We start from the raw sequence: 15,459 nt of genomic DNA, 5'->3' as shown, positions 1-15,459 counted from the left end.
GTGACAACTACTTATACCGTAACTAAAACGCATATTGCTTCCGGTTGTAGTGATACTGACGAAGTAACTGTGACAGTGAATAAAGTGTTACCAAATGCTAATGCAGGAAATGATGGGCTTATCTTATGCGGTACAAGTACTGTATTGCTTTCAGGGTCTTCGACTACTCCAGGAGCTACGTTTGCCTGGGTAGCCAGCAATGGAGGTAATATTGTTTCAGGTGCTGATACAGCGACTCCAACTGTTAATACTGCCGGTACTTATACTTTAACCGTTACTAATCCGGCTAATGGTTGTACAGCTACTGATGATGTCATGGTAACTGTTCAGGTTTGTTCCGATGCATTATGTACTTATACCCAAGGTTACTATGGAAACATTGGTGGTATGTCTTGTGCTCCTGATGGATTAGGTGGATTTGCGAGTTATACAACCAAATCGCTTATCGAAAAAGCCTTGGCTAATTATGGAGGCGCTATGTATATTGGTATAAAAGATGTTCGCCATGTTTCAGTCATGAATACGATGACAGATATTGATGCAGTTATAGCGGTGTTGCCAGGTGGTGGCATGAGTAAAGTGCTTCCTACCGGACCTAATAATGGATTGCATTCAATAAGTAATCTTCCTCAAAGTTTGTTGAGAGATGGAAACATTAATAATACTTTATTAGCGCAAACTATTGTTTTAGGTTTGAACTTAGGAATCAATTCGAATTTGGGTAACTTTGAACTACAGGCTGGAACTTTTGCAACCGCAGATTCTGAAGGAGGTTGCGGATCTGATACCGCCAAAGCACGTTCTTGTAATCCTGATGGTACAGCAAATAATGAATATGAATTTTATAGTATTCCTGCTAATATTGTAACTGCTTTAGGCGGTAATGCTACTGTTCAGGGATTATTTGCCTTAGCAAATCAGGCTTTAGGTGGCGGAAGCACTAATGGAGTATCGTTAAGTGCTATTGCAGATGCGGTTGATAAAATCAATAATGCTTTTGATGGTTGCAGGATACCAATGGGTTATGGTATTCAGCCATTAGAGTGTCCGGTAATTGAGCCCGTTGCGTCTGACTTAACAGCTAAAACAATTGAAGCTGCCGGTTTTATTGCTTACCCTGTTCCAATTGAAGGGCAATTGTCAGTACAATGTACTTTTGATTATACTTCCGGTGTTACTATTGAAGTGTTTAATAGTAAAAATCAATTGGTTTATACTAAAACAGAAGCTCAATGTACTAATGGTACAATAATTACATTAGATTATAATTTTAATAGCGAACAACAACAGGTTTTCTATATAAGATTAACAACTAGCGAGGGATCTACAGTTCATGATGTAATATCTGCTGCTAAATAGTTACTAATAAATTTAAATTAAAGGAGTACCCGTTTGTGTAACGGGTACTTTTTTTATTGGTAAAAGAGAAAAGTTGTTTGTAAATTAAATTTTGGCACAATTAATGAATAATAAATTACATATCTTAATCATAAAAAAAAATATCATGAAAAAAATAATAACACTTTTTGCCTTTGTTGGTCTTTTGGCTTTTTCTGCTTGTTCATCTTCAGATGATTTTGATGAAGATAATGATACTATTCCATTAGTTTTTGAAATTGAAAGTGAGGATTTTGTATTTAATAATGTTGATGGTTATAACTTAAGTTATACTTTTCAACAATGGATAGGAGATGATTTGTATGATGATGAAACGGTTCTGATTTACAGGCTTGAGGATGTTCTTAATTCAGGTGCTCCGGTATGGCAGTTGATACCAAGAACGCTTTATCTTGATGAAGGAGAGCTTGATTATGATTATAATTTTAGCCCAATCGGATTTAAAATTTTTGCCGGAGGTAATTATAATTTGAATTTAACGCCTCAATATTTAAATAATCAAACTTTTAGAGTTGTTATAATTCCTGCAGTTTTTGCAACTTCATTAGATACAACTAATTATAATGAAGTGATGAATACCTTAAAACTGTCTGAAAATCAGGTTAAAAAAGTCAAATTGTAAGAGCTTAATTTAACACAAAAAAAGGAAATCTTTCGGATTTCCTTTTTTTATGTGTTATACTTTTTTCTTGCGTTTTTCTTTTCGAATCGAAGCAATAATCCCCGACAGCAGAGCAATTGCAATAAATGCTAAAGAAGCCCATTCCGGCAGGTGTATAAATTTATGAAGTATCATTTTTAAACCCACAAAGGTTAAAATAGCAATTAAGCTATATTCTAAATAACTGAATTTTTCCAGCATATTTGCTAAGAAGAAGTACATAGAACGTAGTCCTAAAATGGCAAAAATATTCGAACTAAATACCAAAAAAGGATCGGAAGTAATTGCTAAGATAGCCGGTACGCTGTCTAATGCAAAAAGAACATCCATTACCTCAATAAGAATCAAAGCTACAAATAACGGTGTAGCGGTATTAATGTTGTCGATTTTAACAAAAAAATGCTCTCCTTCAATTTTTGTTGTGATTGGGGTGAGTTTTCTTAAGTATTTGTATATTGGTGAGTTGTGCGGATTGTATTCATGGTCTTCTTTTGTGAAAAACATTTTGATAGCTGTGTAAATCAGGAAAGCACCAAACAAATAAGTCGTCCAGGCAAATTTGTTGATAATCATAACACCAAAATAAATCATAAGACCTCTAAAAAGGATAGCACCAATGATTCCCCAAAATAAGACACGATGCTGGTATTTTTTAGGTATTCTGAACGAAGAAAATATAATAGCAATTACAAATATATTATCGATACTTAAAGAGAGTTCGATCAGGTATCCTGTGATGTACTTCATTGTGGCAGCCATCGGTTTCAGATGATCCGGATTTTCTATATAATGATTTTGGTATAACCAATACACAACACCTGAAAAAAGGAAAGATAAGGAAACCCAGATTCCGGTCCATTTTCCGGCTTCTTTGGAACTAATTACATGAGGCGTTTTGTTGAATACTCCAAGGTCAAGTGCCAGAAATATTAAAATTGCTGTTAAAAAACAAATCCAGACTAGCATAGAAATTTTTTTTGATGATTTACAAAGATAATTTTTTGAACTCTATTATGTGTTTATTCTTTGTTAATCTGTTTATTGATTAATAAAAAAAGTGCCTCCATTTCTGAAGGCACTTTAGTTTTATAAAGAAGCAATTATTACAATGCAGATTTAACTGTTTTGATAATTCTTGCAGCAATTTTGTATGGATCACCGTTAGAAGCTGGTCTTCTGTCTTCTAACCATCCTTTCCATCCTTTTTGAACAGTCATTAAAGGAATACGGATAGAACATCCTCTGTCAGATACTCCGTAAGAGAAATCGTTGATAGAAGCAGTTTCGTGTTTACCTGTTAAACGTTGGTCGTTGTAAGCTCCGTAAACAGCAATGTGTTCTTTAGTTACAGGACGGAAAGCCTCACAGATTTTTTCGTAAACTTCCTGAGAACCACATGTTCTTAATACTTCGTTAGAGAAGTTAGCGTGCATACCAGAACCATTCCAGTCAGTATCACCTAGTGGTTTTGGGTGGTATTCAATATAGTAACCATATTTCTCAGTCAAACGGTCTAATAAATATCTTGCAACCCAGATTTCATCACCTGCTTTTTTAGCTCCTTTTGCAAATAATTGGAATTCCCATTGTCCGCAAGCAACCTCTTGGTTGATTCCTTCAAAGTTGATTCCTGCAGCGATACATAAATCAGCATGCTCTTCAACTAATTTTCTACCGTGAGTGTTTTTTCCACCTACAGAGCAGTAGTACATTCCTTGTGGAGCAGGATATCCTCCAACAGGGAAACCTAATGGTAATAAAGTTTTAGTATCCATGATGAAATATTCCTGTTCGAAACCAAACCAGAAATCATCATTGTCATCATCAATTGTAGCTCTACCGTTAGATGGGTGTGGAGTTCCGTCAGCATTCATAACCTCACACATAACTAAGTATCCGTTGATGCGGTCTGGATCCGGATAGATAGCAACTGGTACTAAAAGACAATCAGAAGAACCACCTTCAGCTTGTCTTGTAGAAGAACCGTCAAAAGACCAGTTACCAATTTCTTCTAAAGTTCCCTGAAAATTTTCATGCTCTTCAACTTTAGTTTTGCTTCTAAGATTTTGAGTTGGTTCATATCCATCTAACCAAAGGTACTCTAACTTTATTTTTGCCATAATAATATAAATTAATTTTCTTTATTTTAACTGAGGTGCAAATATATAATAATTTTTTTAGTGCTGAAAACCCTGGGGTATCTTTTGTTTGAATGAATGTTATTTTTCACATTACTATATTTTGGTGGGGGGTATATTCAAAAAAAAGCAATTTTGATACTAAATAAAATATAATTTGATAATGGCTCATCCTTCTTTTTTTAGTTCAACTTTCTTTATCTTTGTGTTTTTTAATTATAAATTGATTATTAACAGTTTAAAAAACACTCCTGATGTCAACAATACGTTTTCAAGCGCTACAAGAAGCTTCTAATAGAAAAGCAGTACATTTTGAAGAAACAAACAGAAAGTCAAGCATTTTTGGCTCAAATGTATTTAATGAAAAAGCAATGAAGCAATATTTGACTTCGGATGCATTTAAAGCGGTACAGGGAGCTATTGAAAGTGGTACAAAAATAGACAGAAAGCTGGCAGATTATATTGCTATGGGTATGAAAGAATGGGCACTTGCCAAAGGAGTTACTCATTATACCCACTGGTTTCAGCCTTTAACCGGCACAACAGCTGAGAAACATGATGCTTTTTTTGAAACTTCTTTTGATGGTAGTGATCCTGTAGAAAAGTTTGGAGGAGCTCAATTAGTACAACAGGAACCGGATGCTTCGAGTTTCCCTAACGGCGGAATCAGAAACACATTTGAAGCCCGAGGTTATACTGCCTGGGATCCAACCTCTCCTGCGTTTATTTATGGTACAACATTGTGTATTCCAACAGTTTTTATTTCTTATACAGGTGAGGCTTTAGATAATAAAATTCCTTTATTAAGAGCTCTAGCAGCTATGGATGAGGCAGCTACTGAAGTCTGTCGTTATTTTGATAAAAACGTAAAAAAAGTTACCGCAACTTTGGGTTGGGAGCAAGAATATTTTCTGGTAGATAAAGCCTTAGCGCATTCCCGTCCTGATTTGATGATGACCGGAAGAACATTGTTAGGACATACTTCAGCTAAAGGGCAGCAACTTGATGATCATTATTTTGGGTCGATTCCTACACGGGCTTTGACTTATATGCGTGATTTGGAACAGGAATGTATGTTGCTTGGAATTCCGGTAAAAACCCGTCATAATGAGGTGGCTCCTAATCAATTTGAGTTGGCTCCTATTTTTGAAGAAACTAATTTAGCGGTAGATCATAATTGTCTTTTGATGGATATTATGCAAAAAGTGGCTGAGCGCCATGATTTTAAAGTGTTATTGCATGAAAAACCTTTTAAAGGAGTAAATGGTTCCGGGAAGCACAACAACTGGTCATTGGCAACAGATACCGGGGTGAATCTATTGAGTCCAAGTAAAACCCCAATGAGTAATTTGCAATTTCTGACTTTCTTTATTAATACAATTAAAGCGGTAAATGATTATGAAGAATTACTTCGTGCATCGATTGCAACGGCAAGTAATGATCACCGTTTAGGAGCTAATGAAGCGCCACCGGCCATTATTTCGGTATTTATTGGAGAACAACTAACGAAGGTTTTAGCCGAATTAGAAAGTGTGACCAGAGGGAAATTATCCCCTGAGGAGAAAACCGATTTGAAACTCAATGTAGTTGGGAAAATTCCGGAAGTAATATTAGATAATACAGACAGAAACAGAACGTCCCCTTTTGCCTTTACCGGAAATAAATTTGAGTTTAGAGCAGTGGGTTCTTCAGCAAACTGTTCCAATGCAATGACTACTTTAAATACTATCGTTGCTAAGCAATTACGAGATTTTAAAGTAGAAGTAGATGCTTTGATTGATTCGAAAGCAATGAAAAAAGACGATGCAATCTTTAATGTTTTAAGAGAATATATCAAGGTTTCTAAAGATATTCTTTTTGAAGGTGACGGCTATAGTGAAGCCTGGGAAAAAGAGGCTAAGAAAAGAGGATTGAGTAATTTTAAAACTACTCCGGAAGCTTTAAAAGCCAGAGCATCAAAACGAGCCTTGGATTTGTTTTCTGAACTAGGGATTATGAATCATGTGGAAGTAGAAGCGCGTTACGAAATTGAATTAGAAGAATACACTAAGAAAATCCAAATTGAAAGCAGAGTCTTAGGAGATATTTCTAAAAATCATGTGATTCCAACGGCTATTCGTTACCAAAATACTTTGATTGAAAATGTAAAAGGTCTGAAAGATATTTTTGGCAATGAATTTGAATCTATAGCTAAAGAACAAATAGGTCTGATTAAAGAAATTTCACTTCATATTGAAGGCATTAATGCTAAAGTGGAAGAAATGCGAAATGAAAGAAAGAAAGCTAATATGCTTAACAATGCTCAAAAAACGGCAGAAGCTTATTGTAATAAAGTAAAACCGTATTTTGAAATTATTAGAAACCACTGCGATAAATTAGAATTATTAGTAGATAATGAGTTGTGGACCTTAACTAAATACAGAGAGTTGTTGTTTACGAAATAAATAGAAGTTAGAGGTTAGGCGTTAAGAGTCATGGGTAATGAGAAGCAACTCTTAAAACATAACTCTTAACACCTAACTTTTCCTCCTTTAACTTCTAAAAAATAATTATCTTTGCCGCAAAACCAAGTTGCCTTAATGCAACTACACAATTACAATTCATGAGTTCAGATACTTCAAAAAGATATGCACAAAGAGGTGTTTCGGCATCTAAAGAAGATGTACATAATGCTATAAAAAACATAGATAAAGGATTGTTTCCTCAGGCATTTTGCAAAATTGTTCCTGATTATCTAACCCAAGACGAAGAATATTGTCTGATTATGCATGCCGACGGAGCTGGAACTAAATCTTCGCTGGCTTATATGTACTGGAAAGAGACAGGAGATATTTCTGTCTGGAAAGGTATTGCTCAGGATGCATTGATTATGAATATTGATGATTTATTGTGTGTAGGGGCAACCGATAATATTTTACTTTCTTCAACTATCGGAAGAAATAAAAACCTAATTCCTGCCGAAGTAATTTCGGCAATTATCAACGGAACTGAAGAGTTAATTCAGGAGTTAGCTTCTTTTGGAGTTAGTATCCACTCAACTGGTGGTGAAACTGCCGATGTGGGTGATATAGTTCGAACTATTATTGTCGATTCTACTGTTACAGCCCGAATGAAACGTTCTAAAGTAATTGATAATGCTAATATTCAGGCTGGTGATGTCATCGTTGGATTGGAATCTTTCGGGCAGGCTTCTTATGAAAAAAGCTATAATGGCGGAATGGGAAGTAATGGATTAACATCCGCTCGTCATGATGTTTTTGGGAAATATTTGGCAACAAAATACCCTGAAAGTTACGATGCTGCTGTTCCTGAAGAATTAATTTATTCCGGTCAGGTAAAATTAACTGATGCAGTAGAAAATTCTCCAATCGATGCCGGACAATTAGTGCTTTCTCCAACGCGTACTTATGCGCCAATTATCAAGAAAATTTTAGACCAATATTCGTCTGATGAAATTCACGGTATGGTTCACTGTAGCGGTGGAGCGCAAACTAAGATTTTACATTTTGTAGAAAATTTACACATTATAAAAGATAATTTATTCACAGTTCCACCTTTGTTCCAATTAATTCAGGAGCAATCAAAAACGGATTGGAAAGAAATGTATCAGGTATTCAACTGTGGACATCGTATGGAAATTTATGTTCCTGAAGCCGTAGCACAGGATATAATTGCTATTTCAAAATCATTCAACGTAAACGCTCAAATTGTTGGTCGTGTTGAAGCTTCGGATAGTAAAAAGCTGACTATTATCAGCGAATACGGGACTTTTGAATATTAATTAGGGAGTTGCTAAGAAACTAAGACGCTAAGTTACTGAGATTTCATATTTCAGTTTATAAAGTATCTCAGTACCTCAGAATCTTAGAGCCTCAGAAACTTTAACAACATGTACGAATTAGTTTTTTGGAAATATTTAGAAGAAGTTTATCTGAATCATCAGGAGGTCTATGAAGCTATTGGTGAACAGGAAACCATTGATGGATTAGAAGAACTTCCTTTATCTGTTATTATGAACCGAATTGCTTCTGTCTTTTCCAAATGGGAACGAGTAGATGAGAACAGCTGGAAAAATAATGACGGAGTAGGTGCTTTTCAGGTAAAAACAACTGCTCAGACGGTTGAAATAGATTGTTACGGAACATCCGGAAAAACCATGGATAAATTAGTAGATATTATGGAAGAATTTAAATGTCCTCTTTTTGACCCTCAAATTCCGGCCCGATATGACGAAATGTACGAAGAGGAAGAGTAAAATACAAAAGCGTTAAGATTTAAACTTAACGCTTTTTTTTGTTTTTATCACTTTTTAGTGGTGTCGTTTGTATCGTTCTCTTCTTCTTTATTTTGTTTAGGAGTGTTTTTAAAACCAATCAATTTACGGTATTTGGTTTCAGTTTCTTCAAGTTCTTCCTCCATTTTTTTGTATTTGCTAATATCTTTAATGGTTATTACCGCTGCAATCACTTTATTGTCCTGATCAATCAAAGGACGTCCACTAATGAGCACTCTTCTTTTTTCACGGGAATCAGGATCCCAGAGTACTAAATCTACATCGTCAGTGATTTCACCATTAAATGCGCGTTCCATAGGTAAATTTTGTGCAGGGAATATGGTTTTCTCATCGGGGAAATAGAGTTCAAAATGGGCTGTTAAATCAGTCGAGATTTTATCATCTTCTTCAATGCCAAAAATATCATTTGCCATATAATTAGCCAGAATTACTTTTTTATCCGCATTAGCTACTATAACTCCTTCGCCAATATTTTCAACTATAACCCGTAATTTTTCTTCATTTTCAGACAATTCATCTACGGCTTTTTGCTGTTCCTGTTCCAACTTCACTTTTTCAGTGATATCTCTGGCTGCAGAATAAATAATTCCTTCTTTGAGATCAATACTGCTGTTCCAGTCCAGCCATCGGTAGCTACCGTCTTTGTGTCGGATTCTGTTTTTAAAACTGATAACCGTGTTGCCTTTTTTTATTTTGGAAAATACTTCATCTGAAACTGAACGGTCATCCGGATGTGTGAGATCTATAAATTTTATCTCATCCATGTCTTTTTGAGTGTATCCCAGTGTATTTGTAAATGCAGCATTTATTTTGATAAAATGATTGTTTTTAGCAACGGTAAAAATATCAAAAGACATATTGAAAAAAGCATCGGTGGCTTTTAAAGAATCCTCCAGTTTTTTTCTTTCCGTGATATCAGTAGAAATCCCTCCGATTGCATAGATTCTTCCTTTAGCATCAAACAACGGAAATTTTACAGCCAGATAGGTATGAGGACCGTCTTTTTCCTGGATGGTTTCTTCGGATTTTAATTCGACTAATTTTTTTGCTACTTCTAAATCAGAATTCCGGTAAATTTCAGCAGTTTCTTTTGGTAAGAAATCAAGGTCTGTTTTTCCGATAATCTTATCGTTTTCGGTTCCGAATAATGTGTCAAAATGTTTGTTGACTAATAAGTATTCCCCATTTAGTTTTTTTATAAAAATAGGATTCGAAGTATTATCAATAATAGATTGTAGTAATTGTTGGTTTTCTTCCAGTCTTTTTTGTACTGTTTCCTTAGCTTTTAATTGTGCTCTGATAATAAAATAAACTACAATTAATAAAAACGCAGAAAGTATAAACAGTATTATTTCTATTACTTCAAGTTTAGAGTCCATTGTAGTATCCCGGTCAGGATCTAATCGCATCAGGAAAATAAATGCGGCGGTTATGACAACAAACAGATTAATAATAAAACCAGGAAATATTTTTTTTTCAAGTGAAATGTTCATGATGAAATAATTTTTATTTGGTTTTATGAAGTTAACAAATATTATTCTGATTCCCGGTTTTTGCTTTGTAATTTCAGCAAAAGTCTCATGGCTTTACTTTTTCAAATCGCATTAAATTTAAACTGAATATAATGACAATCAGAGTTACCCCTACATCAGCTGCAATGGCCAGTACTAGATTACTGTATCCAAAAACAGCCAGTAAAATAAATACCAGTTTTGTTATAATAGCACCAAACGTATTGATTTTTATTTGCTTTATTGTCTTTTTACCCAGTCGCACAAGAAATGGAATTAAGGAAAGCTGATCATTCATTAAAGCTATATTAGCAGTTTCTATTGCGGTATCACTTCCTGCGGCTCCCATGGCGATTCCTACGGTACTCAATGCGAGTGCAGGCCCATCATTAATGCCGTCTCCTACCATCGCAATTTTATCATACTGCTGCAATAATGCTTTTATTTCTTCTGATTTTTGTTCAGGTAGTAAACCGCCAAAAGTTTTTGTAATCCCTACTTTTCGGGCTACATAATGTGCCGCTTTTTCACTGTCGCCGGTAAGCATAATAACCGAGATGTTTTGTTCCTGTAATTGTTTAATAGCATCATAACTATCCGGTTTAATTTCATCGGTTAATCCGATAATGCCGTTCACTTCTTTGCCAAAACTAATAACTACACTTGTTTTGCCTTCACCGGATAATTTAGCTACAATAGACTCTACTTCTTCAGATATAGTATTGTATTCCCGGATAAAATCTAATTTGCCAATCATTACCGTATCTGTGCGACAGGCTTCCATTTTTGCAATAGCTCCTTTTCCAATGACGGTTTTAAAATCTTTTGCTGTCTGAGGCTGAAAACCTTCTTCTCTGGTAGCTTTGATGATGGCTTGCGCCAATGGATGCTCTGAAAATAATTCAGCTCCGGCAGCACAGGAAAGTAGTTCCTGACGGCTGGTTCCCACCAGTGGAAAAACATCTGAAACTACAGGATTTCCATAAGTAATTGTTCTGGTTTTATCCATGGCAACAGCCTGGATATCCGCTAAGGCTTCGATATATTTCCCTCCTTTGACCAGAGCACCTTTTGCGGAGGCATTCCCAATAGCAGCATAAATGGCCACCGGTGTAGAGATGACTAATGCACAGGGACAGGCAATTACTAAAAGTGTTACGGCCTGTTGAAGCCAATGATCAAAATCTAATTGAAGCAGAAATACAGGAATAATAAAAATTAAAAGGGCTATCCCGATAACAATAGGTGTATAGAGTTTGGAAAAACGCTGAATAAATTTTTGAGTTTCACTTCTCGCAGCTCCGGATTCAAAAGTAAGTTGGATAATCTTGGCAAAAGTAGTATCCGTAGAACGTTTAGTGGTTTTGATTTCAATAAAACCATTGCTGTTGAGTGTTCCTGCAAAAACAGTATCACCCGGTTGTTTATCTTTGGCTATAGGTTCGCCTGTTATCGCTGATTCATCGATTAAACTTGTTCCCCAGGTAATTTCTCCATCTAGTGGAATAATTTCCCCGGCTTTAATCTGGATAATGCTTCCTGGTTCAATTTCTTCAATAGGTATTTCCTTATTTTCTGTTTTTACAAATGCAGTTTTAGGAATGCTTTTGATTAATTTATTAAGAGCAGATTTTGAGTTTTCCAGCCCAATATCTTCCAGACGTTCCCCTAAAACATACAATACAATCACAACGGCTGCTTCAGGATATTGCCCCAGATAAAGTGCGGCGATTACTGCAATAGTCATCAGTAAATTAATACTGCTAAAATTTAGTTTTAATAGTGATTGTAATCCTTTAAGGATGACCTCATAACCAATTATAATTATGAAAGCACTAAAGACAAATGGCTCGTAGGGCATAGGCAAATGGATTCCCAGAAGGGATAATATTTCAAGAATGATTACAATGGTAACACACAGGAGTAAAAAAATAAACTTTTTATCTTTTAAAGGTAAATTCATAGGACACATTTTTTATTCGAAAGTAAGTTTGGAAATAATATTTATTTTCTTCGAATTTTAGCGCAAAATTGCCAATGGTATTAGATTGACCATCTTTTAAAACAATTAGATGAAACCATTTTGGATCATTTCATCTAATGACTTTATTTACTAATTTACTGAAAATTTATGTTACCGCCTTTATCTTTAATAAAACCTTAAGATTATATAATATTGCTTCACGGGAAATGTGTAATAAAAGAAAAAGTTTGCGACATTTGTACAAAATACGAAATAATGAAAATAAACCTTAAAAACGGAATTGATAAACTCATTTTCGGTATGAAGCAAAAAGATGTGGAAGCCGTTTATGGAAAACCTGACAGAAATTATAAAGACGAAGATGATAATATAATTTTTGTATATAATAAATTCAAAATGCGTCTGACTTTTTACAAAGACGAAGATTTTAAAATGGGTTACATCGTAGCTTCGGCTGCTAATTTAGAATTATTTGGCAACAAAGTTATAGGCAGAAATATAAAAGACGTGAAAAAAGATTTAGCACCGAAAGGCATTACAAAATTCGCTCAGGAAGAATTTGATACTTTTGAAAACTATTTTGATGAAAACCATTGGTTGTTATTTCAAACCGAATTTAATGAAGTTGTCAAAGTTGAAGTAGGTGCAATTATCAATGATAAAGACGAATTTGACTGGAAATTTGGAAAAAAATAAATTTACCTTTAATAAAAAAAACGAACCCTTTCATTTTTTAGATTGAAAGGGTTTTTTTAGTTATTTTGATTTATTCAGGCTATATAAACCACCTCCTAAAAGTAATACTGCAAAGCCAACATATAAATACCCTTTTTGTTGTCCCGACTCATCAGAAGCTTCAATTTTTATACCCAGAAAATTAATCTCATTAGTGTTTTCCTGTATTTTATTTATTCCTATATAACCTATGAATAAACTAAGAATGATTAATACGACTGCAATAATTTTGGATAGATTCATAATTTTATGTTTTTTGAATTTATCTAATATAATAAAAAAAATAAAGACAGCAATAGCAGAAAACGGTTTAGTTACATGTTTGATGAAATTAAAAAGCGATTTTCAATCATTTCCATAAAAAAAGTCCGCTTTGCATTTACAAACCGGACTTAATTTTATAATTCGAAAGTTATTTTGTTGTTTCTGTTTGTTTGTCAAAAATTTCTATTTCAAAAATTAGTGTGGCATTAGGTGGTATCACTCCGCCGGCACCACTTTCTCCATAAGCTAATCCGGCAGGGATAAAAGCAGTAATTCTATCTCCAAAAGAAAGCAAATCTATTGCTTCAATGAATCCCGGAATCATACCGTCTTTTTTGCCTGCTTCAAAAGGAAAAGGTTTATAACCGCCCTGCACGGCTCTCATTTCGTTATATTGATTATAGGCTTTTGCCACTTCTTCGCGGCTGCTGTCAAATAGTTTTCCGTCTTCTAAAAAACCTGAATAATGAAAATATATAGTACTGCCGGGTGTGGGTTTAACGCCTGCTTCTTTTTTGGTTATTTTATAAGCCAAACCCGATGGAGTAGTGGTTGCCGTTGTTTTTAAATTAGCAAAAAAAGCGGCTTTCTCAGCTGTTAAAGCGGCCATTTTTTCTTTCTGTATTTTCTCGGCCTCGGCTTTAGCTTCTGCTTCTTTTCTTTCTTCTTCGTCTTTATTGTTGTAATAATCAGCAAATACTTTTTCGGCTTTGAATTTCTTGGCTAATTTGCCTTTTTGAGTAATAGTGATATTTTTAATAACGTCATCCTGAGTAATACTGTTGACTACATCCATTCCTTCAATAACATGACCAAAAATAGTATGTTTTCCGTTAAGCCACGGCGTATCTTTGTGGGTGATAAAAAATTGGCTTCCGTTTGTTTTCGGACCTGAATTGGCCATTGCGAGTATTCCGCCTTTATCAAATTTTAATTCAGATATAAATTCGTCTTTAAAAGAATAACCGGGTCCTCCGGCGCCAGTTCCTTGCGGATCACCACCCTGAATCATGAAATCACTAATAACACGGTGAAATTTTAAACCATCAAAGAAAGGTTTGCCTTTTAATTTCTTATCAGTTACAAATTCATTTTTGCCTTGCGCCAGACTAATAAAATTGGCTACTGTAACAGGTGTTTTTTGAAAATCTAATTCCAGAATTATAGCTCCTTTATTAGTGTTTATTGTTGCAAAAATACCATCTTGTTTAATAGGTTTGGCTTTTTCAGTTTTTTTGTTAACCAGTTTTTTGGTAGTTTCCTGTGCCTGTAGATTTGCTAAAGCAAAAAAGGCTAAAAATAATAATTTCAGTTTCATTGGGTGTAATTTATGCTAATAGTTTTTTTACAGGGATTAATTGGCCGATATTAACTCTATTTCGAAAGTCAGATTTGCATATGGAGGTATAATATCGCCGGCACCTCCGGCTCCGTAAGCCAGATGGGAAGGGATAAATAAAACGGCTTTGTCTCCCGGAACCATTTTAGTAAGTCCTTCTATAAAACCTGGTATCAAACCGTCTTTTCTTCCTGCCTGAAAAGGAATGGGTTGGTAACCGCCTTGTTCTGCTCTGGCAGGATCGTATTTTCCAAAAGCACGGGCTACACTTTCAACCGAAGTGTCAAATAACCTTCCGTCTTCCAGAAAACCGGCATAATGGATAAAAAGAGGTGTACCTTTTACAGGCTTTTTACCACTTCCTTTTTGAGTAATAATGTATTTTAGTCCCGAAGCAGTTTTAGTTGCTTTTGCTTTTAAAGCATCAAAATAAGCTGCTTTCTCTTCAATTACTTTGCCATATTTAGCTTCATATTCTTGTTGGTTTTTTGCTTCAAGATCCATTTGCTCTTTTTGCTTTTTGGATTCAACAGAAAAATAATCATAGAAAGTTTTAACAGCATTGAATTTTTTTGCGGCTTCTCCTTTACGGATGATAGTAATGGACTCGATTAAATCATTTTCTTCAATTTTATTGACAACTTCCATTCCGTTGTCTACTACATGACCAAAGATGGTGTGTTTGTTATCCAGCCATGGAGTTGGAACATGTGTGATAAAAAACTGACTGCTGTTTGTTGCAGGACCGTTATTAGCCATTGCTAAAAGTCCTTCTTTGTCAAAAACTAAGTCGCTAAACTCATCTTTAAATTTATAACCGGCATCTCCCGAGCCTGTTCCCAGCGGATCTCCTGCCTGTATCATAAACCCTTTAATAACCCGATGGAATTTTAAACCGTCATAAAACGGACGTCCTTTAAGATGTTCGTTCGTGACAAAATCATTTTTTCCTTCGGTAAGTGTAATGAAATTAGCAACAGTAATAGGTGCTTTTTTGTAATCTAATGCTAAATAAATATCCCCTTTACCGGTTTCAATTTTGGCATATAAACCATCAGCTAAATTTTTATTTTCTTCTTTACAACAAATAAAAGTTGTAAGGAGAAGTAAGGCAAATAAAACGGTTTTTTTCATA

The 15,459-nt window shown here is 34.9% G+C and carries 12 protein-coding genes and 1 pseudogene; 6 read left to right on the top strand and 7 right to left on the bottom strand.

Going from position 1 to position 15,459, the window contains the following annotated elements; all coding sequences use genetic code 11:
• Positions 1–1,359: pseudogene (locus tag ABS764_RS16085) on the top strand (hypothetical protein); the annotation flags it as partial.
• A 145-nt stretch (positions 1,360–1,504) separates the two neighbouring features.
• Complete coding sequence (locus tag ABS764_RS16080) at positions 1,505–2,020, top strand: hypothetical protein (RefSeq protein ID WP_408082814.1); 516 nt, start codon at positions 1,505–1,507, stop codon at positions 2,018–2,020.
• Positions 2,021–2,074: 54 nt separating this feature from the next.
• On the opposite strand, the gene ABS764_RS16075 is transcribed toward ABS764_RS16080, so the two are convergent.
• Together ABS764_RS16075 and ABS764_RS16070 are read right to left on the bottom strand one after the other, a co-directional pair.
• Complete coding sequence (locus ABS764_RS16075; protein ID WP_408082813.1) at positions 2,075–3,025, bottom strand: TerC family protein; 951 nt, start codon at positions 3,023–3,025, stop codon at positions 2,075–2,077.
• Between the two features lie 137 nt (positions 3,026–3,162).
• Complete coding sequence (locus tag ABS764_RS16070) at positions 3,163–4,179, bottom strand: glutamine synthetase beta-grasp domain-containing protein (protein ID WP_408082812.1); 1,017 nt, start codon at positions 4,177–4,179, stop codon at positions 3,163–3,165.
• Positions 4,180–4,451: 272 nt separating this feature from the next.
• Between ABS764_RS16070 and ABS764_RS16065 the strand changes: the two genes are divergently transcribed.
• The 3 genes from ABS764_RS16065 to ABS764_RS16055 all read left to right on the top strand — a co-directional run bounded on the left by ABS764_RS16065 (position 4,452) and on the right by ABS764_RS16055 (position 8,452).
• Entirely contained in the window at positions 4,452–6,641 is a 2,190-nt protein-coding gene (locus ABS764_RS16065) for a glutamine synthetase III family protein (protein WP_408082811.1), read from the top strand.
• A 158-nt stretch (positions 6,642–6,799) separates the two neighbouring features.
• Positions 6,800–7,978: an AIR synthase related protein gene (locus ABS764_RS16060; protein ID WP_408082810.1), complete on the top strand. Its 1,179-nt coding sequence runs from the start codon at positions 6,800–6,802 to the stop codon at positions 7,976–7,978.
• 108 nt (positions 7,979–8,086) lie between these two features.
• Entirely contained in the window at positions 8,087–8,452 is a 366-nt protein-coding gene (locus tag ABS764_RS16055; protein ID WP_408082809.1) for a hypothetical protein, read from the top strand.
• Between the two features lie 47 nt (positions 8,453–8,499).
• On the opposite strand, the gene ABS764_RS16050 is transcribed toward ABS764_RS16055, so the two are convergent.
• Positions 8,500–9,984 (bottom strand): PAS domain-containing protein, encoded by a 1,485-nt coding sequence (locus ABS764_RS16050; protein WP_408082808.1) that lies wholly within the window; start codon positions 9,982–9,984, stop codon positions 8,500–8,502.
• 85 nt (positions 9,985–10,069) lie between these two features.
• Positions 10,070–11,965: a heavy metal translocating P-type ATPase gene (locus tag ABS764_RS16045; RefSeq protein WP_408082807.1), complete on the bottom strand. Its 1,896-nt coding sequence runs from the start codon at positions 11,963–11,965 to the stop codon at positions 10,070–10,072.
• 276 nt (positions 11,966–12,241) lie between these two features.
• Here ABS764_RS16045 and ABS764_RS16040 point away from each other — a divergent pair, with 276 nt between their 5' ends.
• Entirely contained in the window at positions 12,242–12,682 is a 441-nt protein-coding gene (locus tag ABS764_RS16040; protein ID WP_408082806.1) for a hypothetical protein, read from the top strand.
• 60 nt (positions 12,683–12,742) lie between these two features.
• Here ABS764_RS16040 and ABS764_RS16035 read toward each other — a convergent pair whose 3' ends face one another.
• The 3 genes from ABS764_RS16035 to ABS764_RS16025 form a co-directional block, all read right to left on the bottom strand.
• Positions 12,743–12,964: a hypothetical protein gene (locus ABS764_RS16035; protein ID WP_408082805.1), complete on the bottom strand. Its 222-nt coding sequence runs from the start codon at positions 12,962–12,964 to the stop codon at positions 12,743–12,745.
• Between the two features lie 169 nt (positions 12,965–13,133).
• Entirely contained in the window at positions 13,134–14,303 is a 1,170-nt protein-coding gene (locus ABS764_RS16030; RefSeq protein ID WP_408082804.1) for a peptidylprolyl isomerase, read from the bottom strand.
• A 36-nt stretch (positions 14,304–14,339) separates the two neighbouring features.
• On the bottom strand, positions 14,340–15,458 hold the full coding sequence (locus ABS764_RS16025; protein WP_408082803.1) for a peptidylprolyl isomerase: 1,119 nt from the start codon (positions 15,456–15,458) through the stop codon (positions 14,340–14,342).
• Position 15,459: the final 1 nt, after the last annotated feature.

Source organism: Flavobacterium plantiphilum (assembly GCF_046000495.1).
GTDB classification, from domain to species: domain Bacteria; phylum Bacteroidota; class Bacteroidia; order Flavobacteriales; family Flavobacteriaceae; genus Flavobacterium; species Flavobacterium plantiphilum.
The sequence above is the reverse complement of the archived record's forward strand: the minus strand, read 5'-3'. Positions and strand labels throughout refer to the sequence as shown.

Excerpts from the sequence above, each read along its gene's own strand:
- ABS764_RS16080 (WP_408082814.1), top strand. The coding sequence starts at position 1,505 with ATGAAAAAAATAATAACACTTTTTGCCTTTGTTGGTCTTTTGGCTTTT.
- ABS764_RS16075 (WP_408082813.1), bottom strand. The coding sequence starts at position 3,025 with ATGCTAGTCTGGATTTGTTTTTTAACAGCAATTTTAATATTTCTGGCA.
- ABS764_RS16070 (WP_408082812.1), bottom strand. The coding sequence starts at position 4,179 with ATGGCAAAAATAAAGTTAGAGTACCTTTGGTTAGATGGATATGAACCA.
- ABS764_RS16065 (WP_408082811.1), top strand. The coding sequence starts at position 4,452 with ATGTCAACAATACGTTTTCAAGCGCTACAAGAAGCTTCTAATAGAAAA.
- ABS764_RS16060 (WP_408082810.1), top strand. The coding sequence starts at position 6,800 with ATGAGTTCAGATACTTCAAAAAGATATGCACAAAGAGGTGTTTCGGCA.
- ABS764_RS16055 (WP_408082809.1), top strand. The coding sequence starts at position 8,087 with ATGTACGAATTAGTTTTTTGGAAATATTTAGAAGAAGTTTATCTGAAT.
- ABS764_RS16050 (WP_408082808.1), bottom strand. The coding sequence starts at position 9,984 with ATGAACATTTCACTTGAAAAAAAAATATTTCCTGGTTTTATTATTAAT.
- ABS764_RS16045 (WP_408082807.1), bottom strand. The coding sequence starts at position 11,965 with ATGAATTTACCTTTAAAAGATAAAAAGTTTATTTTTTTACTCCTGTGT.
- ABS764_RS16040 (WP_408082806.1), top strand. The coding sequence starts at position 12,242 with ATGAAAATAAACCTTAAAAACGGAATTGATAAACTCATTTTCGGTATG.
- ABS764_RS16035 (WP_408082805.1), bottom strand. The coding sequence starts at position 12,964 with ATGAATCTATCCAAAATTATTGCAGTCGTATTAATCATTCTTAGTTTA.
- ABS764_RS16030 (WP_408082804.1), bottom strand. The coding sequence starts at position 14,303 with ATGAAACTGAAATTATTATTTTTAGCCTTTTTTGCTTTAGCAAATCTA.
- ABS764_RS16025 (WP_408082803.1), bottom strand. The coding sequence starts at position 15,458 with ATGAAAAAAACCGTTTTATTTGCCTTACTTCTCCTTACAACTTTTATT.